The organism is Neochlamydia sp. AcF65 (assembly GCF_018342435.1).
Classification (GTDB): domain Bacteria; phylum Chlamydiota; class Chlamydiia; order Chlamydiales; family Parachlamydiaceae; genus Neochlamydia.
In genome coordinates this window covers 15,111-40,197 of sequence record NZ_JAEMUE010000039.1, presented here as the reverse complement: position 1 = coordinate 40,197, position 25,087 = coordinate 15,111, and the positions used below count along the sequence as shown (strand labels likewise).

Below are 25,087 nucleotides of genomic sequence, written 5' to 3'. Positions count from 1 at the left end.
AACATTCTAGCTTAGCATCCCTTACACTCCTCTTGCTTTTCTACTTCTCTTGTTTTTCAATTTGAGCCTCCTTTTATCTAAAAATGAAAAAAAAATATTTTCTTGGCCCCTTTGCTTTTTATGTCCTTCCAGTTAGTATCATGCTCATCTGGTGGTCTGTAGCTTTTAAACCATCTAATGATCAATTATCCGACCTGTATCCCCCTTGTCCTTCCTCTAGGCCCCTACCCTCTATATTTAAATACCTCTCTACTCTCCAACGTGAAAACATTCATCAAGCGTTAAATGGAGATTACTCCATGATGAGTAAGCTCATCACTGACTGGGACCATGATGCTCAAATCATGGAGCAGTATGGCTATAACACTGTCAAGCGCTTGTTAAGAGAGGATTTTCTAAGATGCCAGCTTTTGGCAAGGCAAATTAATAATAGTTCTAGAGAAGATCTTAATCTTCTTCATGATCATTACCGTCTTCCCTCTATTCAAGATGATAATGGGAACATATTTGATTTATCAACTTCTTATAAACGCTTTCTTCCGCAAACTTTTGTGGCAGCAAGCTTTTTGTTAGCGCTTAGTGAGCCCGAATTGATCGTTGCTTTACCCGCTGGAATGCGCAAGCAGGCCGCTATCTATCCTAAAAAGCTCACCCATCTTATTGCTTTAGATGCAGATCGCTATCATACAGAAAAATTGTACAATGCCCGCCCTGATATCGCTTTTGTAGCAGACTATTCAAACCCCTCCACACTGGAAGCCTTAAAAAAGCAAGGGATTCCCCTCTTTACTTTAAAACATGTTAACTCGCCTGAAGAAGTTCAAAATGCCCTACTTCGTATTGGACACATCATCAATCGCCCGATAGAAGCTGAGCTGCTAAATTATTTTGTTGAAGCGGCTATGCTAGCTATTGATAATCGCTTTAACATGATAAGCAGCACCTTCCCTTCTACCCATCTACCCCCTAAAGTTCTTTTCCTTAAGCACCATCTGACCTTTTCAACGCCTTCCTCTCATACCCTTACAGGCAAGCTACTCAATCGTATGGGCGTTAAACAATTATTGGGCAGCGCGGGAAATTCACATAAGCACGCTTGGACACTACCCATCCATCAAGAGCACATTAGGCAGATGGATCCAGATTATATCATTATTGCTACCTCTGATATGGATAGTAATAAGCGTAGTTTCCTTAAAAAACAACTCTTCTGCCTATTAAAAGAAAAGACAAATAAACCTATTGCTTTTGTAAATGAAGCCATTCAAGAAAGTCCTTCCCAGTATATGGTTTTGGCTTATTATGATTTGTATACAGCGTTAACGCGAGTCAATTAAAATGCATAAGCATCTTTTATACGTTATCCTTTATTTGATTCTCCTTTTATCTATCATCCTTACTTTAACAAGTGGCGAGACAGAATTTATTCAAGTGTGGAAAGATGCGTTAGCACAATTATCAGGTTCTTCATCCTATTGGAATCCTCTTTTAGACGAGAGGCTTCCAAGGCTTATTGTATTGTTATGTACAGGAGCTTCTTTAGCTGTAGCAGGAACGGTCACTCAAGCCCTTTTCCAAAACCCTCTAGCCTCTCCTGGTGTTTTAGGAATCCCAGCGGGAGGCAGCCTACTGGTTGTGATAATTTTTATTTGTGAATTACACTACCATTATCCCTACGCTATCCCTATTGCCGCATTTATTGGTTGTTTAGGTACCCTGCTTGTCGTCTACTCTCTTTCTCGTAGAAAAGGGTATGTGGAATTAACCCATATGGTCTTGACAGGTATTGCTGTGTCTACGCTTATAGTTACTATTCAAAGCTCTATTATCTATGCTTTTCGAGATCGCTGGCATATTATACAAACTTTAACCGAATGGGAGGCTGGGTCTACCTCTGATCGCAGCTGGATGCATGTGCATTTGCAACTTCCTCTTACTCTTTTTGGCCTCTCAAGTTGCTGGCTCTATAGCAAAGAAATCAATATCATGGCCTTTGGAGAGGAAGAAGCTAAAAATCTAGGGGTAGAAGTAGATAAAATTCGCTGGCGGCTATTTTTAAGTATCTCTTTATTAATTAGCGGCGCTGTTGCCGCGGTGGGAAATATAGCATTTTTTGGTCTTCTACTCCCCCATCTTATTCGCCGCTTTGCAGGTCCTAATAACCAGCAACTGATCCCTCTTGCTATTCTTGGCGGTGGTGCTATTTTAACTGCTATGGATGTAGGCTTGCGCTTTTTTTCCTTGCAAGCTTTTTCTATAGGAAATATCTCAGGTATAATGGGAGGAATCTTTTTTCTTTGTATTTTAATGGGAAGTCGTTATAGGCACGCTTTGTTCAGAAAAGGAGACTATGCGTGTATGCTTCCACTAGCTTTCATTCTGGCTGCTAACTTACAGGAAATTAATGCTTGAATTAAAGAATTTAACTTATAAAGTAGGCCATAAAGTCCTAATCGATAATATTTCTTTAAAATTTATACCTGGCTCTATCTATGGTATTATTGGCCCTAATGGTGCAGGAAAAAGTACTTTGCTTAAAACTTTGACAGGTATATGGAAAGCTACCGCGGGAGAGGTATTTTGGAATAACCAAGAACTCCTCTCTCAGGATAGGACAACAATTAGCCGCACCTTATCCCTCGTTCTTCAAAATCCACAGCCCCATTTTGCTTTTAGCGTAGCTGAAATGGTGGAAATGGGCACTTATCCTCGCCATGACCTTGGAAAAAAAGAAAAAAAAGCTAAAGTTCAGTGGGCTTTAGAATTAGTCAATGGTTGGCATTTAAGAGATGAACGTATAACTGAAATCTCGCAAGGAGAAAGGCAAAGAATTTATATTGCTCGCTCGTTAGTCACGCAATCGCCTATATTGGTATTAGATGAACCTACCTCTAATTTAGATATCAAACATCAACTAGAAATATGGAATTTACTGCGCCAATTGTCTCAAGAAGATAAATTAATTATTGTAGCCAACCATGATTTATATGCCACTGAACGTTTTTGCGATCAAGTAGCCGTTTTGAAGCAGGGATGTCTTTTCTATCAAGGACCCTTTGCCGCCATGAAATCCTCCTCTTTGCTTTACGAAGTGTTTGAAATAGCCCACCTATGAGGGAGCTTTTAAAGGAATAGCTTTGTTTCTTGCATGAATACCTTAAATTTTAGCTTACACCTTTTAAAGCAACTACGTCTGTTTAGTCAAAAAGAATTAACCTTTTTCTAAGCTGACTCTCCCCGTAAAAACGAGCTTTTTATTAAGTGTATGGCTACATAAAGAGTTGCTCAAAAAGCGTATTATTATTTGATCATACAAGCAGCTTTCTTATCTTTCAGGCAATATGCCTACCCTAAAAAATCCAGTAAGCTTATAGGCTTTTAACTTAGATTTTTAATTGCTTTTTCTCTAAGCAATTAACTTTTTTTACTTTTTATTTATATGTTTTTATATTAAAATCATTTATTTAAACTAACACCTCTCTATTTTTCATTTTATTTATGACCCAAATTTTGTGCGTTACCCAGTTTGATGCGGTGACTAATCGTAATATCAATGCCTGGCTTAAAGAAGGGTATGATGAACAGACAAAGTTAACCATAAAGAAATTACTCAAAGAACATCCTGAGGAAATAGCTGATGCATTTTCTACCAACCTCTCTTTTGGTACAGGAGGTCTACGGGGGCTCATAGGAATAGGAACCAATCGCATCAATCAATATACCATTAGGGCTTGTACGCAGGGCCTGGCTAATTACTTAAATAAACAGCCTACCCACGCTGCTCAGATTTCTGTATTAATTGGATACGATTGCCGTCATTATTCGCGTGAGTTTGCAGAAGAATGCGCTAAAGTTTTAGCAGGCAACAACATTCAGGTATATATCTATCAAGATATTCGCCCTACTCCTTTAGTCTCCTTCGGATGTCGTTATAAAAAATGTGACGCTGCTATTATGCTAACAGCTTCGCATAATCCTGCGCAGTATAACGGCTATAAACTGTATGGAAAAGATGGAGCACAGGTATCACCTCCTCATGATCAACTGATTGTTAAAGAAATTAATGAAATTACCGCTCTTAAAATGATTAAGTATGAAAAAGAGCTCAATCACCCCCTTATAAAATGGATAAAAGATGAAATCGATCAAGCGTATTTAAAAGCTATCATGCCCCTGCAACTCTATCCAGAAGAAAATAAAAAGGAAGGCAGTACTTTAAAAATTGTCTACACTAGCTTGCATGGGACTGGGATTACAATTTTGCCTACAGCTATGAAAAGCTGGGGATTTTCAACTATAAAATTAGTGACTAAACAAGTAACTGTTGATGGGAATTTTCCTACAGTAAAATCACCTAATCCGGAAGAAGAAGAAGCCTTAAAGCTAGGCAAAAACACCCTTAAGTATGTTAAGGGAGAAATTTTAATCGCTACTGATCCGGATGCTGATCGCGTCGGCATCGTGATTAACCATCACGGCCACATGTATTCTCTTGATGGTAATCAGCTGGCTTGTCTATTGCTGGATCATATTTTAGAAGCACTTTCCAAGCAAAAACGTCTTCCTAAAAATGCTGCTTTTGTGAAAACTATCGTTACCTCAGAACTTTTTCAAAAAATATGTGAAAGCTATGGTAAACCATGCTTTAATGTACTTTCAGGCTTTAAGTATATAGCGGAAAAAATTCGTGAATGGGAAAGCTCATTGCCCTGTTATCAGTATTTATTTGGTGTTGAAGAGTCTTGCGGCTATCTCTATGGAACTTTAGCACGCGATAAAGATGCAGTCCTCACCTCCCTATTAATTTGTGAAATGGCTTTACACACCAAACTTCAAGGCAAAACATTAATAGATAAACTCCACGAGCTTTGGCAAAAGTATGGCACTTATGTAGAAAAAACTTTTGTTTTAAAATTCAAGGATACTAGCGCTGGCAAAGAGCAAATACTAAGAGGAATGAGTGCATTACAAACAAATCCTCCTCAAGCAATTGGAGGGATTGAAGTGATTAGGATGGAAGATTACTTGACATCCAAACGAATGGATTTGAAAACAGGAAAAAGTGAGGAAATTTTTCTTCATAAATCGGAATTTTTGGTATTTTATTTAGCTGATGAGTCTAAACTAGCCATTCGCCCTTCAGGAACAGAACCCAAGCTTAAAGTTTACTGTGGGGTGAGAAAGAAAAATTTTATAAATGTGGAAGAGGCTGCAGCGGAAGGAAAAAAGCATGCTCAATTTCTTCTAACAGCCTTTCAATGCCAGCTTTATAAAGATTATCTAGGAAGCATAAGCAATGATTAGCCCCACTTTTTCTTCCAAGCGATGCTATCTATGTGAAGGCGAATAGCAAAGCTAGTAAGAAATAACTAACTTTTCAACATAATTAAGCTCCTTATTTTGAAGATAGCTTAAGGAAAAATTTTTGTATGATGCCTATAAATTCAGATGATCCTTTTAGTTGCTTAAGGCAAAGCTTTTTAGAAATAGATCCTGCTCGAAAAAAGCTACTTTTGAATCAACTCTCTTATTCCCAACGAGAAGATCTTCTTAAAATCATTCGTCAGGGAGCTAAGGCGCAAGTTAGTAAAGAAAATTTTCTTTTTCTAAAAAGCCAAGTAAAAAACATTCATCATTTAATGCCTAATTTAACGAGCACACGCAATTATTCCATTCTTTCTCAAATGCTTGCCAAATGCAAAGCCTTGGTAAAGCATCTACTAGCTTTTTTCAATATTATGACTGCTATGGCTACTCACTTAGTGGCTCAAAAGATTTTATTTAAAAATAAAACTTCCGTAGAACAAAAACCCTATATTACTGAACTGGCTTTTCTGAAACTTCTCCAAGCAATCCCCAGCTCTCAGGAAGGTAGCCATAAAATCAACTTCGCAAAATTACTAACCGAGCATGGCTATGCTGCCGAGTTTAAAAATATTGAATTTTCTGCTGACTTTCAATTTTTTAAGAATGCTGATTTGGAAGGAATTGTTTTTAACCACTGTACCCTTCGCTGGAATCATTTTGGAAAATCAAAATTAGAAAATGTGGTTTTTCAGGGATGCAATTTATCGAATATATCTTTTATGAATACCTCTCTTACAAATTGTTTCTTTAATCACTGTGAAATGCGCGAAGTAATGTTTACAGCAGCCGAGCTGCATAACACGGCGTTTAAAAGCAGCTCGCTTATTACTTGTAGTTTTGAGGACGCCACTCTACGCCAATGTTCTTTTCATAAAGTTATTATGCCAGCCACACATTTTCTTGAAGCGGTAGTCATTGATACTGCCATCCAAAAAAGTGAATTAAAAAATACAGTATTTTTTGGCAACTTAGATAAGTTTGATTTTCCTGCCCATGATCCATCTCGTCAAAGTGCTATAATTTCTAAACCCGCTACAGCTATTTTAGTCGATCCTGAGAATCGAGGGTTAAGTGTTCCCAAAGTATTCATCAAATTAGATAAGATTGCTGGCTTGCTGCCGCTTCGTATTACCGTTCAACCACAAAAGCTTACTAAAGAAGCTACAAATCAAGAAGCTGACATTCTAATCAATAAGGTAGGCCCCTATCACAAAAGTAAAACTCCTATTCCTCAACGCATCATGCAGGCTATAGCTGAAAACCCTCATCTCTACCCCAGCTGTGCTTCAATTTTAAAAAAAGCTCACGCATTAGCCTCTGAAGTAGATTCTTTCTTACTGCCTGGTGGTGAAGATATACCCCCTGCCCTTTATGGAAGAAAACAGGAAAAACCTACAGAATGGGATAGAGATTATCGTCGTTCTTTTCTAGAATTGTCGATGATGCATTACGTCCATCATCAAGGGCTTCCTCTAATGGCTAATTGCCGAGGCTTCCAGCTAGCCAATGTTTATTTTGGAGCCCAGCTTGAGCAACATGTGGAGGGGCATAACAATGTTTTACAAATATTACATCGTGCGAAAAAATTTTATCACGGGCTTACTTATAAAGCCTTAAAAAAGCCTATGATTAGCTTAAGCTCCCACCATCAGGGGATTCCCACGGAATTAGCAGCCACTGAATTTATTGAGCCTTTAATAGAATATGAGGGCTTAGTGAAGGCTTCTGAAGCTAAACATTCGGGAGCCACGCCCCTAATATTATTGCAATTTCATCCCGAATTTCTCAAAGCTCAAACTGCTCACACATTTTTTTTAGAGTTAATTGATAAAGCCCTAAACTTCCTTCTGTCTAAAAGAAACGATCTCTTTTGGAAAATATTTTTCGACAGTGCGAATACCCATCGCTACCGCAAAATTGCCTTAGCGGCTTTAAAAAATTCTGTAAAACTTCATCGATAATTTTTTTGAGAGCACTTTCGGCATCTTTCAAAAATATGATTATGGATTTGAAAACTTAAGCTTACCAAGTAAACTTTCTAATAGTTATTTCTCTACTTAAAAAGAGGGCTTATAAAATGGGGAGTAGCTTAAAAGGCTTATTATACGTTTAAAAAAACATAAGTCTGTATGCCCAATCCTTTAAAAAGCTTCTCTTTACTTTAACAAGAGGAATTTTATAAAGTACCGGGCGGCATAAGGAGCAACTCAAAAACGTATGAGGGGTTTTTAAAAAAATTACGTGGATAGCCTGAAAAAAAATCTCCTCTCCGATCATTTTTCCTCTACTTTAATGCCTACTTTTTTAAGATGAATGAGTGATTAAGAAGTTACTTAAGAAGCCTATGATTTATTATTTTTATGAGCAACCGCCCGTTTTCTAGGATGATTACGCTCAGGAGGAGGACTTCCTATCCAGATAGGCTTGCGTCGAATGTGGTGTAAGACGCGGCTTAAAGCTTTTAGCTCTTTATCTGTCACCAAAGTAACGACAACTCCTGCCCGCTCTTGACGGCCCGTACGGCCAGAGCGATGGACATATACATCGGGGCTATCAGAAAGTTGATAGATAAACACATGGGTGATATTAGAAAAATCTAAGCCTCTTGCCGCAATATCAGTAGCTACTAAATGACGTATTTTGCCATGGCGAAATTTATTGGTAATTATAGAACGTACATCTTGACCCAATCCCGCATGCAACAAATCAACATCCCCCATTTTACGTTGCAACGTTCGGCAAACTTTTTCGCATTGGATTCTTGAATGGCAAAAAATAATGGTTTGCTTAGGCTTTAATTCTTCTAATAAGCTACATAAAGCTTGATCTCGCTGATCATAACGGCAATATAAAAAGCGATGCTCTATTGACTCTGGAGAGACTTCATTTGACAACAAAGAGATTTCTTGCGGCGCTTTCATATGTTTTTTTGCCATGCTACGAATCTCTTCTTGCATCGTCGCAGAAAATAATAACGTTTGATGCTCATGGACCAGGCAATTAATAATGAAGGCCAGGTCATCATAAAAACCCATGCCAAGCATTTCATCAGCTTCATCTAATACTAGGATATCTACTTGTGTCAAGTCGATTTGTCGGCTATAGATAAAGTCAATTAAACGCCCTGGTGTAGCTACTAGCACCTGCACACCCGATTTTAGTTTAGCTTGCTGCATGGTCGCATCTTCCCCTCCAAAAATAGCAAAAGCTTTCACTTTTTTTTCATAGCCAATTTTTTGAGCTTCCGTGGCATATTGCATAGCCAGTTCACGCGTGGGAACAATGATAAGAGCTTGTACGTGAGGAGAGTCAGGATTTACTTTATTACAAATCGGGATTGCACAGGCGGCTGTTTTACCTGAGCCTGTTTTAGACAAAGCGATAAGGTCTTTTCCTTGTAGTATCAAGGGGATAGCTTGGGCTTGAATAGCAGAAGGTTGTTTGTATTGCATCCTTTCAAGAGATTTAAGAATCAAAGGATCAAGGTTCATATTTTCAAATAATGTCATTGGCACCGTTTTTTAATATTATTCGCAAGAATTTTTATAGATATAAAACTAGGGATAAAATGACGAAAGAAGACAGCTAAGCGGTATTTCCAGTTAAAAACATTGATAGTTTTTAAGCTTTTAATTTGCTTCCATATCTGTTCAGCAGCAAACTGAGAAGTCATAATGCCCTTTTTATTAATCGCAGGATTTCCGCCTGCGCGGATTCTAAAATTAGTGTCAACCATGCCTGGGCAAGCTACCAAAACTCTTATTCCTTTCGAACGCAGCTCATAATCTAAAGAATAGGACAGCTTATTCACAAAGCTTTTGGAGGCAGCATATACCGAGAAATAAGGAAATGTAAAAAATGCAGCCACCGAAGAGACATTCATAATTACCCCTGTTTTATTAGCTTTTTCCATAGCTTTAGCGGCCTCAAGGCTTAATTCAAGTAAAGCCACACCGTTAACCTCTAATATTTGCATCTGTTGTTCTGTAGTATAGTTAATAGCTTCATTATATAAAGCAAAACCAGCATTATTGATAATTAGATCCGGAGCTTGTTGACGAATAATCTTTACGAGAGCTTGCCTTCCTTCTGAGGTAGAAAGGTCTGCTGGGGCAGTCTCCACGCTTACTTTTAGCCTTAAGACTTGCGCAGCTTTTTCCAGCTGAACAAGATGACGGCCACTTATAATTAAACGAATGCCCTCAGAAGCTAGAACCTCACAAAGAGCATAGCCAATTCCTGAGGTAGCACCGGTCACTAATGCTAAAGAAGGGGCTGGCACTCTAAGCCTCACAGGAAGGAATTGTTTCACCATTAGCTGTTTCTTTTTTAAGCTCTTTGGTAGGATATTTGACACGAGAGTGACCTGAAGCCACCAGTGTTTTAATCAATGTTTCTTTCACCATAGCTAATTCTTCAAAAGTCAGTAAACAATCATCAAACTGCCCATCATCTGCTTTTTCACGAATTAAGCGATTAGACAACTCGGATAAAGTATGCTCAGTTACTTTATCTAAAGATCTTGAAGCAGCCTCTAGGGTATCCGCAATCATAATGATGACAGATTCTTTGCTACGTGGCCTAGGTCCTGAATAGCGGAAATCTTTTTCATCCACCCGATCGATATCCCCCTCCATTTTTTCTAATTGCTTACGATAGAAATAATAGACCCGCGTAGTTCCATGATGTTCTTTAATAATATCGATGAATTGTTCAGGCAGACCTGCTTTGCGCCCCATAGCTACACCTTCACTGACGTGAGCCAAAATCACCTGTGCTGATTCTAAAGGCGTTAGCAATTGGTGAATATTCATCCCTCCTTGTTGGTTTTCAGTAAAATATTGAGGGGTTGCCAACTTGCCCACATCATGGTACAAGGTGGCCACTCTACAAAAAAGTCCATTAGCTCCTATAGCAGAAGCAGCTGACTCTGCTAGATTACCCACAACTACCGAATGCTGATAGGTACCGGGGGCTTCTATAGTCAGACGGCGTAGCAAATCGTTATTAGGATCCATGTATTCCATTAAAGTGACATCGGTCATGATACGAAAGACTGATTCGAAAAGAGGTAGAAGCCCTACCACGAGGATAGCACTTAAAAGTAGAAAAAAAGCTACACACATAATATCGGGAAAAAGAGAAAAATTCCATAAAGAATTATTATAGAAAGACATGGCTAATATCAGTCCCACTGCACTAACCCAGGCTTTGCCACAGACTACAAATATTTCTTTACGTTTACGCAGCGAATGAGTACTTAAGATGGCCACTAAGGCAGTGGCTAAGTTTAGAATCATAAACCCTTGCCGATCAAACGCCAGGGTCATAGTGAAAATAAAGGTTAAAAGAGCGCTTACAAAAGTGGCAACAGCTGAATTCATCAAACTACAAAGTAAAATAGCTGCAAAGGGAACGAATAGAGGATATCGCACCACTTCAATTAAATTGATTTTAGAGTTAAGTAAAAAAAACTCGGTAATCTTAGTTAACCCTAGAGTGAGGAGCACAATGGTAACAATGAGAAATAGCTTACGATTAGAGGTTAGTATAGAGGGGCTATTAACATGAAAATAGGCTACACAAATACCTGTCAAAAGCAAAGCCATAACAAAGCTACCCAGCAAAGTCAAAGGATGCCATAGGTTGCGGCTTTCCCCTAAAGCTTTTTTCATGGCTTGCAACATGGCAATGTGCCGAGCAGTTACTTTATCGCCCTGATTTATTATCCGACTTCCTGCACTTACATGCGTATACTTATCAGGCACTAAAGCTTGAATTTTTCTACTAATGTAGCGATAAGCGGGAAAATCTTCTTGAACTTTCCAGGTTTTAGCTTGAAAATAATCAATAATAAAATTAGCCGTTACATTTGATATAAAAGTGGTAGGAAAAGTAAATTCTTTGACATAATCCCACACGGATGAAGGAATGATAACATCCTCCATTTCTTCTGGAGTGTAAGCTAAGTAATTTTCCGTTGATAACCCTATATCTTGCATCTTCTGCATCGTACGAGGATCAGTAAAACGCAGTTTTAACAGAGTTTTTTCCAGGGCATCTACCCCTTTATACATTTCTTCAAAAGTGCTTTTTTCTGAGTATTTGCGCCAATCCTGATTATAGATAAGAAAGTTTTCAAACTCTATTCGTCTTTGCCGTACATACTTTTCAGATAAAGCATAAATCTTGCCTACATCTTTAACTACTTCTTGTTTTAAAATGATGGTGGCTTCTTCATCATAAAAGTCAAAATCTACTTGTGTAACAGTATAGTTAGGAGCAATACTATTTAACTCAAGCACTTCTACACGAACTTCTCGAAAGTGGAGAAAAGCAAAAAAGCAAATGAAAAAAATAGTACCAATGAGTAAACGTATTCCAAAACTTTTGTCAAAAAAACCTTGCTCGCGGGAAAACTTTAACTCATTATAGTTGGCAATCTCGCTCGCTTTGTCATTCATATTGTTTTATCCTAATCTTCTATAAATTCTTGTTCCCATCCTATAAAATGCTTAGTGAACCAAGAGTTACATCAAGTCACCATCATAACATATTAATTAAAATTAATCCCCACTTTTATTTGTTGCTGCCCCCTCAAATCATGAGCCATGCCATGCTGCAAAGATAAATGCGACAATTTTTTAGAGGCTAGATGCCCTAATTTACAGCTGCTAGCTTATTTCTTTCTTGTTAACGTCTCTCTTGCAAAAAGCCTACCCAAGCCCTATCCTAGCTAAAAAATATTTTTTGCCGACAGGTCAAAATTATCCATTTTATTATTTATTTCTTGCAGCATATTGGCAGCTTTCTTCAGAATCAGTTACTCAATTCCTTTAGTCGTTCGATCTACATATGCATAAGAGTAATAAAAAAAAAGTGTTAGTTACCGGTGGAGCTGGCTTTATTGGCTCAACTGTGAACAAGTTACTTCATGAAGCTGACTATGATACTGTCATTTTGGATAACTTAAGCCAGGGCAAACGCAACCGTGTAAAGTGGGGAACTTTTATTGAAGGCGACATGGGTGATCCCCTTCTCTTAAAAAAACTTTTTGCTAACCAGCAGTTTGATGCTGTGATGCACTTTGCTGCCTTTATTAATGTAGGTGAATCTGTACATAGCCCAGAAAAATATTATATTAACAACGTTTCCTCTACATTAAATTTATTGAAATGTATTAAAGAATTTAGTGTTAAGGTCTTTATATTTTCTTCCTCCGCAGCTGTATATGGTTTACCTCAGGCTAACTTCATTTCTGAAGATCATCCCACTCATCCTATTAATCCCTACGGTGAAAGCAAGCTTATTATTGAGAAAATTTTAGATGATATGGATAGGGCTTATGGAATTAAATCTGCTAAACTGCGCTACTTTAATGCGGCCGGTGGGGATCCTGAAGGAAAAATCAAAAATGATTTCTCTGCCTCCTCCAATCTTATTCCTATCGTTCTTCAAGCTATTTTAGATAATCGACCTGTCACTATTTTTGGAAAAGACTACCCTACTCCCGATGGAACTTGTTTAAGAGACTACATTCATATCTACGACTTAGCTACTGCACATATCAAAGCCATGGAGAAATTATTAGCTGGAGGCTCCACGGAAATTTATAATTTAGGAAATGGAAAGGGATTTAGTGTACAAGAAGTCCTTCAAGCCGCTGAAAAGGTGACTAAGCGAAAAATTCAAGTCCTTGAAGGCCCCCCACGTCCGGGAGATCCTCCTTATCTTGTAGCCAATGCTCATAAAGCTAAACAAGAGTTAAACTGGCAGATTAAATACCCTAGCCTTGAAGAGATGATTGACCACGCTTGGGCCTCTTTGGAACAGTAATAAATAAAACAATCACTTGGTCTTTAGATGGAAAGCTAGCCTTTTAATTTAAAAATTAATTTGATTGTTCTATCCTTTAAAGCTGCTTTTTTCATTGGCATGCGCTTTATTAATTTGTATTTGGCAGCTTATGCATTCACTGACTATTAAGTTTACGATAGGCTCCTTGGGCAGGAGTTAATGCAATTCTATATTTAATAAAAGCCTAATTTTAAGGGAAGAGTTAGCCTGCAAATGCTAAATTTTCTTTTTGGAGGATAGAGCTATAGCTTCTTTAGCCGTTAGGTTTAATCTTTCCTTTTCTTAAGAAGTTGGCTTAAAATTGGCCATTTTTCTACATAAAAGAATTACACCTTAGAAGAGCTTAATTATGTTAAGGGCCCATCCTAAGTAGGCCTGTAAGAAGTTTTTTTGTTTAGCACAAATTCCTCCTTCCTTAAAATTACTCAAGGCAAGTAAAATAGATAAAAAAACATTCAAACATCTTTTATGACCTCCTATCAAGTTCTGGCTAGAAAATATCGACCTCAAACTTTTGCTGAAGTTCTAAACCAAGATGCTATTGTAACAACGCTTAAAAATGCCATTAAGAATAATCGCCTGGCACAAGCTTACCTGTTTTGTGGCTCTAGAGGAACAGGCAAGACTACCCTAGCTCGTATCCTTGCCAAAGCATTAAATTGCCACCATCTTACTGAGCAGTTTGAGCCCTGCAATCGATGTAAATCTTGCCAAGAAATCACTTCTGGCCATTCCTTAGACGTTCTAGAGATTGATGGAGCTTCTAACCGGGGGATTGACGACATTCGTCAAATTAATGAAACTGTGGGGTATGCTGCCTCAGCGGGTGGATATAAAATCTACATTATCGACGAAGTCCATATGCTCACTAAAGAAGCTTTTAATGCTTTGTTGAAAACCCTTGAAGAGCCGCCTCCTAAAGTTAAATTTTTATTTGCTACTACCGAGGCGCATAAAGTTCTGCCTACTATTTTAAGTCGCTGTCAACGTTTTAATCTTAAACGCATCTCTCCCCTACTCATCCAAGCAAAGCTACGTAAGATTGCAGAAGAGCAAAATATTCAGGTCGAAGATGAGGCCCTTCGTCTAATAGCTAATCATGCGGAGGGAGGGCTGCGCGATGCTGAATCTCTTTTTGACCAAGTCTTATCTTTTCATGATGGTTTGATTACTGCTTCCACGGTAGCTTGCATGTTAGGTATTGTGGAAAGCGATTATTTTTTCAAATTAGATAAAGCTAGCCAAGAAAGTAATTTAGCGGTAGCGTTTGACATTAGCGAAGAGGTATTTTCTCAAGGTAAGGATATAGTTTATTTTGTTGAGAAATTAACCGAGCACTTTCGCAATATCTTGGTTGTCAAGCTCTCGGGCACGCAAGCACCTTTCTTGCATCTATCCGAGGAAGAACGCGAGAAATATGCAGTTTCTGCTAAAGTGTATTCCCAAGAAGCTTGCTTAATGATTTTAGACTTTTTAGTAGAAGCTCATCAGCAAATCCGATTCGCTCCTTCACCTAAAACAACTCTAGAAGCTTTATTCTTGCGGATCATTCGTGCTCAATCCCGAATTCCTGTAGACATTCTTGTGCGTCGCTTAGTGGATCTAGAGCAAAAGATAAGCAAAGAAGGATCCTCACTAGAAAACCCTTCTAAAGTTACAGCTGTGCCACCTGGTGCTACACCAGCTATCTCTTCTGCGCCACCCAGTTCGCCTATCAAGCCAGAAGCACCTTCTCCTGCTCCTAAATTAGAACCCTTAGCAGATAGAGTTGCGAAAGAAATTCCTTCATTATCTAAAACTAGCGATAAGCTTGCCTCTACTACTGTTGATCCCAATCCTTATGCTACACCAGCTATCTCTTCTGCGCCACTTGGTTCACCTATCAGGCCCGAAGCGCCTCCTCCTCCAGCTCCTAAGTTAGAACCCTTAGCAGAGAGAACTGCAAAAGAAATTCCTTCATTATCTAAAACTAGCGATAAACTTGCCTCTACTAGTGTTGATCCTACTCCTTCCCCTGCTGACCTTGGAATCGTAGAAATAGTAGAAAAAAAAGGTCTGCTTGCCAATAGCAAAGTCATAAAGGAGAAGCTCGATCCTAGCAAGATCAGTCGCTATGATACGATTATGCAATTTGCAGCCGTAGAATTAGAAGGAACCATTCAAAAAAAATTAAGTTAAGGAAATATATGGGCACAGGTTTTTCAAAGCAAAAGAAACAAGCTAAAATGCTACAGGATCAATTCTCCAAATTGCAGACCCAATTACAAGCCACTGAAGTGATAGGAAGTGCTGGTAACGGTCTTGTATCGATTACCTTATCGGGCGAGCACGAACTAAAGCAGATTAAAATTAAGCCTGAATGTGTAGATCCTGAAGATGTGGAAGGACTTGAAGATCTTATCAAAGCCGCTTATAAAGATGCTTTTACTAAGCTTAAAGAGCAAAGCCCCAAAATACCTAGCCTGCCTGGTATGCCTAATTTAGGTGGATTTGGCTTCTAAAGCCATTTATTTGCTTATAAAAATCAAATATTTATTATTGTTATTGGAATTTTATAAATTTCTTCCTTAATGCGTAACACATGAAAAGGAAGCTTAATTGAAATAAACATTACACTCTAACCTTGTGCTATGTTTAACTTTTTAATTAAAGGCTTTTAAGCAGTTCTTTATGAACCTCCCACTAATTAGTTCAACATGATTTAAAGCCTTTTTGCCCTGAGACAATATTTTAGGAGAGTTTTATATCAAAAAATGCTATATTTTCTTTACAAGTAAATCATTACAAAGCTCTTAATTTCTTGCAAAGTTTACTATGAAACCAAATAAACTAAACAATCAACAAGACCTGCTTTTTAAATTCCGCTTTAGCAATGAACTTAACCAAAATCATCCTCTTGTCCAGCTATCCAAGTTGATTGAATGGAAGCAGCTGGAAGAAGAGTTTGATAAGCTGTTTGTAGAAAATGTAGGCCAGCCAGCTAAGCCTGTAAGGTTAGTTGTAGGTCTCTTTATCTTGCAACACATGTATGGAATTTCTGATGAAAATGTGGTGCATCGATGGGTAGAAAATCCTTATTGGCAATACTTTTGTGGATATGATCACTTCAAGCATGAGCTGCCTATCCATCCTACTTCTTTAATTAAATGGAGAGATAGATTGGGTGAAGCTGGACTTAGTAAAGTCTTACAAGAAACGATTGTAGTAGCTGTTTTGACAGGCGCGGTGAAAAAAAAAGCCTTAAAAAAGTCATTGCCGATACAACGGTGATGCCCAAAGCTATCGCTTTTCCTACCGATGCAAAGCTTTACTTTAAGTCTATTCAGGCGCTTGTAAAAATAGCCAATAATTACAAAATCATTTTGCGACAAACCTATAAAAAGCTAGCCAAAACAGCTTTGTGTATGCGTGCTCGTTATGCCCATGCTCGTCAAATGAAAAGAGCTAAAAGGGAAGAAAAAAGGCTGCATACTTATTTGGGAAGAGTAATTCGGGATTTTGAGAGAAAGATAGAAGGACAAAAGTTAGATCAAGAAGGCTCCTTTCTTTTAGACACTATTAAACGTATTTTTAACCAAAAAAGAAACGATTCGCCTAAGGTGTATAGCTTGCATGAGCCCCATGTGGAATGTATTGCTAAAGGTAAAGTAGAAAAAAGATATGAATTTGGCTGCAAAACTTCGCTAGTCATCACTCATCAAGAAGGGTTAGCTTTAGATGTTAGAGCCATTCATGGCAATCCGTACGATGGGCACACTCTTGAAGAAGCTATTAAAAATGCTCAAAACAACAGCGGTAAGAATATTGAAGTAGCATTTGTAGATAAAGGCTATCGAGGTCATACAGTAGAAGGTAAAACCATATTTATTTCTGGGCAAAGAAAAGGCCTTACACATTGGATTAAGTCCCAACTTAAAAGGCGCCAAGCCATAGAACCTCATATAGGCCATATGAAGAATGATGGCAAACTGGGACGTAATTACCTTAAAGGCCGTTTGGGAGATTGTTTTAACGCCATTTTATGTGGAATTGGCCATAACATGCGTTTAATTTACAACTGGCTAGTCGCTCAAAATTCTCCCAAACGTCTTTATTCAGGCTAAAAAAACTCATTTTCTTCTTTAAATTGCTTTAACGCTCTATCTTGAAGGCTACCTCCTGCTCTAAAACTCCTAATTTTTAGCCAATTTTCATATTCATCAACAAAAATACTTGGATTTTCAATTTTTTAACTTAGGGCTAAATGAAAATTCATAATTTTTCTTTCTAAAATAGATGCAATGAAGAAATTTTTAAGGTTAATTCAGGTCGAACTACTGAGTGTATCCATCAAGCGCTTGACATTGACATTAAATTGCTTGGGAAAAATCATCTTAATGTGGCCGTTATTTACAGTAATCTGGCTATGCTCTATCAAGTACAAGGAAATTCGTTCAAGGCGGCAGAATTTGCTAACCAATCACTAAGAATATTTGTCACTATTTATGGGAGATATCATCCCAGCTTAAAAGCTTTATACCATAGCCTCCACATTCTTATTCCAAGCCTAGAATTATACACGCAAGAATTCACTTATTTGAAAAATTAAAATAAATTTTTTCAAAAAAATATAAAGCCTTTTCTGAGGAGGATAGGACTTTTGAGCAATAGGGATAGGTTGCTTGATACAAGCTGCATAGATAGCGTCTGCTAGAAAATCTAGAATAGATTTTCCTTGTCGATAAAGAGTTCCGATACAGCTATGCAGCGCTCCCTTCCACCTTTTGCTATAGGTAGACTGGTTATCTAGGCATAACTTACGTACAATGGCTAGATTTCTTAAAGATTCTTCGGCAGCATTATTGATCATAGGGATAGCAGGATCTTTCAAGTAAGCCTGGAAATATTTGATCTGTTTTAAAAGCTTTTGGCAAAACTTCCGCAATTTCTTGGTGCTACTCCAGCCCCCAGTCCTTGCAATTCTTCTTGTATATAACGCCAGTTAAGATACCCATACTGCTGCCAAGTAGACTGGCTGATCTGGCCTTTTTCTAGAGGATGTTTATCTTTAATAAGCAACTTGCAAGTTAGCATATAGGGTTCCTAGGCGCTGTGCACCCCTCAAAGGGGTGTGGGGCTGTTTTGCTCACCCTTGTCTATTAAGGAGCCAATGAGCTTAAGCAATACTGTTTGATCTTTACCTCAATTTGATAAATAGCTTTAGCCTCGATCATTTACTAAGCAATAAATCTTCTGATCGACTAGCACTTTTAGAGTAACGCCATTTTGATAAGCTCTTCATCCATAAGCAATCACATTTCCTACACGTAGTACTAGCAAATGTTCGTTAGTGGCAGCATGACGCCAGCTCGTTGGATCTATATGCAAAGGCTACTGAGTGGTAGTAGCTGCTTTAACGAGTGTTTCATAAGACGAAAAAAGTAAGGCAGCGTGCGAGCTTTAACTTTAAAAATAAAACCTTGGCTTAAAGCCACGCTAGGCAGTAAGGCCCTAATCATGGGGCGCACGGCCTGGAGGCCTTGGGCGTGTTGGCCCCATCAGCAGATTAATAAAGCCTTCCAGTCTTAAAACCAAGCAAGAATTACTCATTTTCTTTAAGTTCAGGCCGTGTTTCTAGATGGCAGCAAGGGCATCTGCTCGTTACTAAATCGATTTGATGCATTAAAGGTTTAATTTCAGGAAGCTCGATCTGCTGCCATGGAAAAAATCTTATCAGTGGCATGCATAGCAGAGTGGCAATGTGGGCAAACTTTTAGGCAACGCACCTCATGCAAGGTAACCGCACTAGCAGGTAGCAGTTGACGATTAGCACCAGGATGATAAGGTCGATTTTTTACTTTTGGAGTAATTGGACGATTAGCTTTATGATCAATGGATGGCTGCTTGGAGCTATTCTTGGAATTTTGATTAAGCTTAAGCCTCAAGCTGGGCAATGCGCGCTTCAAGCTTAGTGATTATCTTTTCCAATCTATTTATCACGGCTTTTAACTCCCCATTTTCCGCTCGAAGCTGAACATTTTCAACCCTTAGTTCTGCATTCTCTTTAAATAGCTGTTCGTATGAAGATTGCATGCTACTCAATATATGATTAAGTAAATATAAACTCTAGAATTAGTTCTACTCATCAGAAAATAATTGATAAACTCCATGGCCGCTTACTATATACCTACAGTTTGTGCTACGCAACCTAAACTCTCTATTATTTAAAGAACTATCTTTAATTAGGTATATCTTAATTAGAGTTTAAATAATTAAGAGTTTTAAACTTTAATTTAATTGATGTTTAAATTAATAAAAGTTAAAATAAATGCTTATTTGTGAAGTTAATTTTTTAAGCATTGCTTTGCGAATAATGAACATTTAATCTAAAGGGGTTTAATAATATGTCAATTTCTTCTTCTAAATCAGCTTCTTCGCTAAGTAAGAGCCTTTATCCTAAAATAGGGATAACTGCACGGGCAGCCAATAAACCTATTTCCTCTGCTCTTTTTCACTCTACCTCGATTCCTGTGGCTTTAAAAAGTCTTCAGGTAAGTCATCCATTGGTACCAGCAGTTAGCAATGGTAGAATGTCCAAATATGCCATTTCACGAAGTCATTCTAACCAGAAGAGCTGTTTTCCTTGGCCTAGAGGCAAACGCTTTTATAGTAGAAAGCTAAATGTTAAGCCTCAGCCAAGTTCTTCTAAAGTTTTTAGAGAATTAAAGAAGTTGCATAGGGAAATAAAAGGTAAAAGTGATAAAAATGGGCCAGGAGAAACTTTTCAAACGTTTGTAAGCAAAAAATGTCAAGATGTTAAGAATATGACTCCTTTTGAGATGTCTAGGAAGTGGTTGTGGATACCTGTTAGTGGCCTAGCTTATCATTTGCTTCGCTCACATTTCACTGATCAGGTAAAAAAATCATTAAAAGTAGAAATTAATCATATTAGCGTGCCAGAGGAAACTTTATCTCACAAAGAGGTATGGGTGCAGACAAAAAATATTGATAAGTTAGATGGAAGTTTTAGCTCTCAACAAGCTATTCCTCAAAAGCTGGCGATTACAGGAATTGGTGGCTCAGGAAAAACTGTTTTAGCTAAGCAATATATAGAGCATTATGAACAAAAAATGAAAGGCCAGCAGGATAAGATAAGTACTCCATTCTTTGGAGATATGCAAGACATGGAAAGCTTTTTTGAATCTTATAGGAAATTTGCCGTAGAGCTAGGCGTTCATGTGCCATTGAAAGCTCAAAAAGAGGTGATTATTAGTGAAGTCAATAAGAAGCTTGCCCAAAGGCCTGATTGGCTTTTTGTGATTGATAACGTAGATCCGAAGAATTACGAGGAGCTGCAAGCTTTCCTTCCTCAGGATTCTAAGGGTAGGATTTTAATGGTGAGCCGCGAAAAGCTAAATAAAGTGAAAACTTTTGATATGCAAGTAAATCATATCAGTGAAGATGAAGCGCTAGAGATTTTCCACCTCAATCTCGGTAGTGATCATTGGGCTCTTAATCAAGCCAGCAACTCAAAACGTGATCTTGCCTTGCAGCTTTCTTATTTGCCTCTCGCTTTAAAGCAAGCGGCGCTTTACTTAAAAGCCGCTAAGCCATCTGCTTCGTTTGATTCTATAGTAAGTACTTATACTGATAAACTAAGGAGCTTGATGGGAGTATCCAAAGAAACTTCTATGCATTTAGCTGAGACTAGCCAGATATTAAAAGCTGTGCTACTTTTAAGCATAGAAGCATGTGAAAAACAAAGAAGTGAAGCGAAAGAGCTCTTTACTATTATACCTTTCTTAAATCCTTATTTTATTGAGGAGTCTCTTTTAAAGCTTTGGGGTAAAAGCCATCTAAAGAGTCCTAAGTCGCTAACCTCTTTATTGGATGAGCTAGAGGGTTATGGGTTGATTGCTAGAAAGGGAGCTGAAGCATGGGAAATTCATTCTTCCTTGCAAGAGTTGCTTCTTGAGAAAATGAGTAAAGAAGGAAAGAAGACCGAACAGGTCTTAAAAAACTTTCTAGGCATGCTTAAGGATAATTACAGCTTGAATATGGTCTCCAAAGATAGCCACCACCAAGCAAAAGCTATTGAAAACCAATGGAGATTTCTTTCAAAATATGCCACAGAACATCAACTAGCTCATGAATTAAAGCATTGCTTTGTGCATGTTTATAATGTGCTAGGCAATTATTATCTGCAATCTAATAATTTTTTTGAAGCCCGTCAGGCCTTTGAGAGAAGTTTAGAGCTTGCAGGGTTAAAGCTTGAAGATAAAGAAGCTGAAGAAATCTGCAGGATTTTAAAAGATCATCAAGAGCTTCCCGCGCTTTACTCTCAAACGCTCCATTATCTAGGTATTATCCATTTTCATGCACGAGAATGGGAGCAAGCTGAAAGATATTTTAATAAAGCCGTTGACATTCAAAAAGAGATAGCAAAAAATGCTGATGTCTATAAAAATCCAAATCCTGTAGACCTTCTAATTTTCCAAAGGCAAGGGCCAGGCTGGCTTCTTATAGAAGGGGATAAAGATGATTTGTTAAAAGCAGAAAAGCTTTATTTAGATTTATTTCAAGAAAAAAGGTTTGCACCGCCAGGAAAAGAGCAAGATGTAACTAACCAAAGGTATTGCAATCTTCAATTAGGTAGAGTTTATCTTAAGCTAGCCCAGGCGGCTTCTAAAGAAGATGAAGCCGTAATGTATTATCAAAAAGCTTTAGGAAGGCTTGAAAAAGGTGGGCTTGAACAGGGCGCCTCTTTTCAAGGAGCCATTCAAATGAGGGAATCAGGGCACAGAAAGGCTGGGGAAGCTTACCTAGTATTAGGGGAGCTTTACTTAGATAAAAATTGCCCTTTTAAAGATTTAGAAAAAGCAAAAAACTGTTTTAAAAAAGCCGTAGAGGTATCTGAAACGGACTTAAGAATTTGTGCTAAATCTAGCTACTATCTTACTAAGCTTTATTGGGAAAAAGGCCGTTTGGATAAAGCTTTTAAAGCTAATACAGGCTCTATTGACTTGTATAATCAAGTAGGAGGTAAAGGGCTAACCAAGCTTCCAATCCCTGCCCTTAGGGAAGCAGAAATGATAAGAGACACTTTGATAGCCGATATTAAAGGAGCTTTTAGAAACGATGCTGCTTTAATTGGCTAAAAACGATGGACCCCTCTATTTAAAACAAACTGTTTAATGAGCTTTACAAAGGTAAAGGGAGGAATGGGCTTCAAGCTGCCCTCGTCCATCAAGCATCTTAGCCATTTGTATATCATATGGCTAAGCTTGGTTTGCTTATCGGAAAGAAGGTCTAGCATGGTGATGGTATCCTAAAAAAAGTACCATCACTGTTCTACTTTTTATCTTTTACTTTTTTAATAACTTGCAGGCCTATATGCTATCTACCCTCATTGTAGAAGACTTTCTCTTTACTCATCACCTCACAGGGTCTAGCCACCCTGAATCTCCTTATAGGTTTAAAGTAAGTAGGCAAGCTTTACAAACTCAAGGGCTATTAAAAAGAGGAGGTGTTCTTCGGCCTCGCCTAGCAGAAGAAAATGAGCTTTTGTTGTGTCATACTCCTGGCTATCTACAGGAAGTGCAAGATAATATTCAGCAATGTATTTATAGTGGCTCTAAAGATGGCTCTTTTCAACTTTCTACCGGAGATGTACAGATATGTCCTGCATCTGAAAAAATTGCACGCCATGCTGTTGGTGCTGTATTAAATGCTGTAGATAGCGTTATGCTTGCCCAAGCACGCAATGCTTTTTGTCTAGTGCGTCCACCAGGGCATCATGCCTGTATGGATAAGGGCATGGGCTTTTGCCTATATAACAATGTAGCCATCGGTGCGCGCTATGCTTGCCAAAGATACGGATTGCGAAAAGTTTTAATTATAGATTGGGACGTTCATCATGGCAACGGTATACAAGATATTTTTTATGAAGATCCTACAGTTTTTTACTTTAGCACCCATAATAAAAGAATCTATCCGGGTACAGGTTTAAGCCAGGAAGGGGGAAGAGGGGCTGGCAAAGGGTTTAATCTTAACTTTCCTATCGAGCCCCACGAGAATCCTCGACAGAAAATTAAAGAAATTTTTAGTTACCAGCTTATGGAAAGTACAAAAAGCTTTCAACCCGAGTTTATTTTTATTTCGGCAGGTTTTGATGCACATGCACAGGATCCTTTAGGAGGCTTTAATTTGACTACACCAGATTTTGTAGATTTGACACAAATTGTTAAAGATTTAGCAGAAAAGTATTGTAAAGGTCGCTTAGTATCGGCATTGGAAGGTGGCTATAACTTAGAAGTTTTAAAAGAAGTCATTCCAGCGCATGTTCAAGAATTACTGTCCCCTTAAAAACTAGCTTTGCAGGCCCTATCATACGCACCTTGGTAAAGCAGCCCTTATTATATTCAAAATCAATTTTCAGAAAATCTTCCGAGCGGACTTTCACAGTTAAGGGGCCTTCTAATTGATGAAGCTTGGCAGCTGCTAATGCCGCTGCGGTAGCTCCTGTTCCACAGGCAAGTGTTTCTTGCTCCACCCCGCGTTCATAGGTTCTAACATGAAGGATGCCTTGGTCATCTATTTGTACAAAGTTTACATTAACTCCGCGTGGAGCAAAGAGAGGATGAAAGCGTATGGTGCGCCCACATTCATTAAGATTTAAGAAATCGAGTTTGTCCGTAAAGATTACCGCATGAGGCACGCCCGTATCCAAATAATGAATTGTCCAAGGAAAAAGATCAAGCGACCATCGTATTTCAGAAGGGCTTCCCATTTGTACAGCTACATCCTCATCCTCAGAACTAACCTTCAAAGTACTAAATAAAGTTTCAATATTCAGCCACTCTTCTTGAATGCCACATTCTTGAGTAAACTTGAATAGGCAGCGGATACCATTTCCGCACATTTCGGCTTCACTACCATCGGCGTTAAAAATGCGCATTTTGTAATGAGCCTTTTGCGATGTTTCTAAAAGAATAACCCCATCTGCCCCAATCCCTTTTTGCCGAGCGCACAATTTTTGGATAAGGGTAGGAGTTAAAGCAGGAAGCTTAGAAGTTCGATTATCAAAAAGGATGAAATCATTTCCACATCCTGAGTATTTTGAAAAATTAAATAGCATGAATAAAATTAATAAAAATTAAAAGAAGATCACCGACAAGGAAAAAAAAGAAATTAAAAAAGTAATCGTTCTTAATGCTTATCAGGAATTTTCTTTTATTTTTACATCTCTAAATCGTCTATAGAATGAACAATGCCATCTAGCAAACCAAATTCTAGGGCTTCTTGGGGACTTAACCAGTTATCGCGATCCATCGCTTTTTGAATGGTTTCATAGTCTTTACCTGTCTGATGCATGTAAAGTCTTATCAGAGCTTCATGCGTCTTAAGCATTTCTTTTGCTTGAATCTCTAAATCAGTCGCTTGGCCTTTAATCACCCCTCCAATCAGAGGTTGGTGAATCATTATCCTTGACTGAGGGGTAGCAAAGCGTCGTTTCGGAGCTGCTGAAAGGCTTAATACAGAGCCCATAGAGGCTGCTAAGCCGCACACTAAAGTTGTAACAGGAGATTTCATAAGTTGAATTTGATCCCAAATAGCAAATCCTGAGTCGACAGAACCACCGGGGCTATTGATTACAAATAAAATAGGTTTTCCTGGAGCCGTAAGTTCTAAATACCAAAGCTTACGAATAATGCTTTCGGCTGAATTGCTGTCAACCGCATCACTTAAAAAAATGCGGCGGGATTCAAGGATTACGCTATCTATACGATCTTCGAGCCTAATAAAAGGTATGCTGCTATAGTTATCTTTTTCTTTATCTGCTTTAGCCATGGATGTCTTCTCCGAAGATTAAATTAAGCCTTAT

General features: G+C 38.2%; 22 protein-coding genes. 13 read left to right on the top strand and 9 right to left on the bottom strand.

All coding sequences use genetic code 11. The annotated features are described in order from the left end of the window. The first annotated feature begins 140 nt into the window (after nucleotides 1-140). From NEOC65_RS04415 to NEOC65_RS04395, 5 genes are all read left to right on the top strand, one after another. On the top strand, nucleotides 141-1,337 hold the full coding sequence (locus tag NEOC65_RS04415; protein WP_213155865.1) for an ABC transporter substrate-binding protein: 1,197 nt from the start codon (nucleotides 141-143) through the stop codon (nucleotides 1,335-1,337). A 1-nt stretch (nucleotide 1,338) separates the two neighbouring features. Next, complete coding sequence (locus NEOC65_RS04410) at nucleotides 1,339-2,412, top strand: FecCD family ABC transporter permease (protein ID WP_166154785.1); 1,074 nt, start codon at nucleotides 1,339-1,341, stop codon at nucleotides 2,410-2,412. Then, complete coding sequence (locus NEOC65_RS04405) at nucleotides 2,405-3,115, top strand: ABC transporter ATP-binding protein (protein WP_213155863.1); 711 nt, start codon at nucleotides 2,405-2,407, stop codon at nucleotides 3,113-3,115. Before NEOC65_RS04410 ends, NEOC65_RS04405 begins: the two co-directional genes overlap by 8 nt. Before the next feature lie 419 nt (nucleotides 3,116-3,534). Next, nucleotides 3,535-5,304, top strand: a complete 1,770-nt coding sequence (locus NEOC65_RS04400) for a phospho-sugar mutase (RefSeq protein ID WP_213155861.1) — start codon at nucleotides 3,535-3,537, stop codon at nucleotides 5,302-5,304. Between the two features lie 125 nt (nucleotides 5,305-5,429). After that, nucleotides 5,430-7,328, top strand: a complete 1,899-nt coding sequence (locus NEOC65_RS04395) for a gamma-glutamyl-gamma-aminobutyrate hydrolase family protein (protein WP_213155860.1) — start codon at nucleotides 5,430-5,432, stop codon at nucleotides 7,326-7,328. A 381-nt stretch (nucleotides 7,329-7,709) separates the two neighbouring features. Here the strand turns inward: NEOC65_RS04395 and NEOC65_RS04390 are convergent, their stop codons facing one another. From NEOC65_RS04390 to NEOC65_RS04380, 3 genes are read right to left on the bottom strand one after another with little or no spacing between them, the layout of a single operon-like run. Then, nucleotides 7,710-8,876: a DEAD/DEAH box helicase gene (locus tag NEOC65_RS04390; protein ID WP_166154777.1), complete on the bottom strand. Its 1,167-nt coding sequence runs from the start codon at nucleotides 8,874-8,876 to the stop codon at nucleotides 7,710-7,712. Next, the gene (locus NEOC65_RS04385) at nucleotides 8,873-9,682 is read right to left on the bottom strand and encodes an SDR family NAD(P)-dependent oxidoreductase (RefSeq protein ID WP_213155859.1); all 810 of its coding nucleotides are present in this window, start codon (nucleotides 9,680-9,682) and stop codon (nucleotides 8,873-8,875) included. The genes NEOC65_RS04390 and NEOC65_RS04385 overlap by 4 nt, the downstream gene beginning before the upstream one ends. Then, the gene (locus tag NEOC65_RS04380) at nucleotides 9,651-11,831 is read right to left on the bottom strand and encodes an HD family phosphohydrolase (RefSeq protein WP_213151059.1); all 2,181 of its coding nucleotides are present in this window, start codon (nucleotides 11,829-11,831) and stop codon (nucleotides 9,651-9,653) included. Before NEOC65_RS04380 ends, NEOC65_RS04385 begins: the two co-directional genes overlap by 32 nt. 391 nt (nucleotides 11,832-12,222) lie before the next feature. Here NEOC65_RS04380 and galE point away from each other — a divergent pair, with 391 nt between their 5' ends. From galE to NEOC65_RS09950, 6 genes are all read left to right on the top strand, one after another. Next, the gene (gene galE / locus NEOC65_RS04375) at nucleotides 12,223-13,203 is read left to right on the top strand and encodes a UDP-glucose 4-epimerase GalE (RefSeq protein ID WP_213155858.1); all 981 of its coding nucleotides are present in this window, start codon (nucleotides 12,223-12,225) and stop codon (nucleotides 13,201-13,203) included. Between the two features lie 489 nt (nucleotides 13,204-13,692). Continuing rightward, on the top strand, nucleotides 13,693-15,402 hold the full coding sequence (gene dnaX / locus NEOC65_RS04370; protein ID WP_213155857.1) for a DNA polymerase III subunit gamma/tau: 1,710 nt from the start codon (nucleotides 13,693-13,695) through the stop codon (nucleotides 15,400-15,402). Nucleotides 15,403-15,410: 8 nt separating this feature from the next. Beyond that, nucleotides 15,411-15,725, top strand: coding sequence for a YbaB/EbfC family nucleoid-associated protein (locus NEOC65_RS04365; RefSeq protein ID WP_213155856.1), 315 nt, complete (start codon nucleotides 15,411-15,413; stop codon nucleotides 15,723-15,725). 313 nt (nucleotides 15,726-16,038) lie between these two features. After that, nucleotides 16,039-16,494: a transposase gene (locus NEOC65_RS04360; protein ID WP_213155854.1), complete on the top strand. Its 456-nt coding sequence runs from the start codon at nucleotides 16,039-16,041 to the stop codon at nucleotides 16,492-16,494. After that, nucleotides 16,494-17,327, top strand: a complete 834-nt coding sequence (locus NEOC65_RS04355; RefSeq protein WP_249299047.1) for an IS5 family transposase — start codon at nucleotides 16,494-16,496, stop codon at nucleotides 17,325-17,327. The genes NEOC65_RS04360 and NEOC65_RS04355 overlap by 1 nt, the downstream gene beginning before the upstream one ends. A gap of 185 nt (nucleotides 17,328-17,512) precedes the next feature. Further along, the gene (locus NEOC65_RS09950; protein WP_502710350.1) at nucleotides 17,513-17,812 is read left to right on the top strand and encodes a tetratricopeptide repeat protein; all 300 of its coding nucleotides are present in this window, start codon (nucleotides 17,513-17,515) and stop codon (nucleotides 17,810-17,812) included. On the opposite strand, the gene NEOC65_RS04345 is transcribed toward NEOC65_RS09950, so the two are convergent. From NEOC65_RS04345 to NEOC65_RS04330, 4 genes are all read right to left on the bottom strand, one after another. Next, the gene (locus NEOC65_RS04345; protein WP_213151089.1) at nucleotides 17,777-18,148 is read right to left on the bottom strand and encodes an IS66 family transposase; all 372 of its coding nucleotides are present in this window, start codon (nucleotides 18,146-18,148) and stop codon (nucleotides 17,777-17,779) included. The two genes, NEOC65_RS09950 and NEOC65_RS04345, sit on opposite strands and share 36 nt — an antisense overlap. Beyond that, entirely contained in the window at nucleotides 18,121-18,297 is a 177-nt protein-coding gene (locus tag NEOC65_RS04340) for a hypothetical protein (RefSeq protein WP_213151087.1), read from the bottom strand. The genes NEOC65_RS04345 and NEOC65_RS04340 overlap by 28 nt, the downstream gene beginning before the upstream one ends. Before the next feature lie 602 nt (nucleotides 18,298-18,899). After that, the gene (locus tag NEOC65_RS04335) at nucleotides 18,900-19,157 is read right to left on the bottom strand and encodes a hypothetical protein (protein WP_213155851.1); all 258 of its coding nucleotides are present in this window, start codon (nucleotides 19,155-19,157) and stop codon (nucleotides 18,900-18,902) included. Next, nucleotides 19,138-19,296, bottom strand: a complete 159-nt coding sequence (locus NEOC65_RS04330; RefSeq protein ID WP_213151085.1) for a hypothetical protein — start codon at nucleotides 19,294-19,296, stop codon at nucleotides 19,138-19,140. Before NEOC65_RS04330 ends, NEOC65_RS04335 begins: the two co-directional genes overlap by 20 nt. A 311-nt stretch (nucleotides 19,297-19,607) precedes the next feature. Here NEOC65_RS04330 and NEOC65_RS04325 point away from each other — a divergent pair, with 311 nt between their 5' ends. Further along, entirely contained in the window at nucleotides 19,608-22,361 is a 2,754-nt protein-coding gene (locus NEOC65_RS04325) for an NB-ARC domain-containing protein (RefSeq protein WP_213151082.1), read from the top strand. Nucleotides 22,362-22,596: 235 nt separating this feature from the next. Continuing rightward, a complete protein-coding gene (locus NEOC65_RS04320) occupies nucleotides 22,597-23,568 on the top strand; it encodes a histone deacetylase family protein (RefSeq protein WP_166154620.1) in 972 nt (323 codons plus the stop codon). Here NEOC65_RS04320 and dapF read toward each other — a convergent pair. Both dapF and NEOC65_RS04310 read right to left on the bottom strand, forming a co-directional pair. Next, nucleotides 23,531-24,340: a diaminopimelate epimerase gene (dapF, locus tag NEOC65_RS04315; protein WP_166154622.1), complete on the bottom strand. Its 810-nt coding sequence runs from the start codon at nucleotides 24,338-24,340 to the stop codon at nucleotides 23,531-23,533. The genes NEOC65_RS04320 and dapF overlap by 38 nt on opposite strands. A 101-nt stretch (nucleotides 24,341-24,441) precedes the next feature. Beyond that, the gene (locus NEOC65_RS04310; protein WP_042241773.1) at nucleotides 24,442-25,053 is read right to left on the bottom strand and encodes an ATP-dependent Clp protease proteolytic subunit; all 612 of its coding nucleotides are present in this window, start codon (nucleotides 25,051-25,053) and stop codon (nucleotides 24,442-24,444) included. Nucleotides 25,054-25,087: the final 34 nt, after the last annotated feature.

Excerpts from the sequence above, each read along its gene's own strand:
- NEOC65_RS04325 (WP_213151082.1), top strand. The coding sequence starts at position 19,608 with ATGTCAATTTCTTCTTCTAAATCAGCTTCTTCGCTAAGTAAGAGCCTT.
- NEOC65_RS04360 (WP_213155854.1), top strand. The coding sequence starts at position 16,039 with ATGAAACCAAATAAACTAAACAATCAACAAGACCTGCTTTTTAAATTC.
- dnaX (WP_213155857.1), top strand. The coding sequence starts at position 13,693 with ATGACCTCCTATCAAGTTCTGGCTAGAAAATATCGACCTCAAACTTTT.
- NEOC65_RS04330 (WP_213151085.1), bottom strand. The coding sequence starts at position 19,296 with ATGCAATCTTCATACGAACAGCTATTTAAAGAGAATGCAGAACTAAGG.
- NEOC65_RS04380 (WP_213151059.1), bottom strand. The coding sequence starts at position 11,831 with ATGAATGACAAAGCGAGCGAGATTGCCAACTATAATGAGTTAAAGTTT.
- dapF (WP_166154622.1), bottom strand. The coding sequence starts at position 24,340 with ATGCTATTTAATTTTTCAAAATACTCAGGATGTGGAAATGATTTCATC.
- NEOC65_RS04385 (WP_213155859.1), bottom strand. The coding sequence starts at position 9,682 with ATGGTGAAACAATTCCTTCCTGTGAGGCTTAGAGTGCCAGCCCCTTCT.
- galE (WP_213155858.1), top strand. The coding sequence starts at position 12,223 with ATGCATAAGAGTAATAAAAAAAAAGTGTTAGTTACCGGTGGAGCTGGC.
- NEOC65_RS04410 (WP_166154785.1), top strand. The coding sequence starts at position 1,339 with ATGCATAAGCATCTTTTATACGTTATCCTTTATTTGATTCTCCTTTTA.
- NEOC65_RS04310 (WP_042241773.1), bottom strand. The coding sequence starts at position 25,053 with ATGGCTAAAGCAGATAAAGAAAAAGATAACTATAGCAGCATACCTTTT.
- NEOC65_RS04320 (WP_166154620.1), top strand. The coding sequence starts at position 22,597 with ATGCTATCTACCCTCATTGTAGAAGACTTTCTCTTTACTCATCACCTC.
- NEOC65_RS04415 (WP_213155865.1), top strand. The coding sequence starts at position 141 with ATGCTCATCTGGTGGTCTGTAGCTTTTAAACCATCTAATGATCAATTA.
- NEOC65_RS04405 (WP_213155863.1), top strand. The coding sequence starts at position 2,405 with ATGCTTGAATTAAAGAATTTAACTTATAAAGTAGGCCATAAAGTCCTA.
- NEOC65_RS04365 (WP_213155856.1), top strand. The coding sequence starts at position 15,411 with ATGGGCACAGGTTTTTCAAAGCAAAAGAAACAAGCTAAAATGCTACAG.
- NEOC65_RS04390 (WP_166154777.1), bottom strand. The coding sequence starts at position 8,876 with ATGACATTATTTGAAAATATGAACCTTGATCCTTTGATTCTTAAATCT.
- NEOC65_RS04355 (WP_249299047.1), top strand. The coding sequence starts at position 16,494 with ATGCCCAAAGCTATCGCTTTTCCTACCGATGCAAAGCTTTACTTTAAG.
- NEOC65_RS04395 (WP_213155860.1), top strand. The coding sequence starts at position 5,430 with ATGATGCCTATAAATTCAGATGATCCTTTTAGTTGCTTAAGGCAAAGC.
- NEOC65_RS04340 (WP_213151087.1), bottom strand. The coding sequence starts at position 18,297 with ATGCTAACTTGCAAGTTGCTTATTAAAGATAAACATCCTCTAGAAAAA.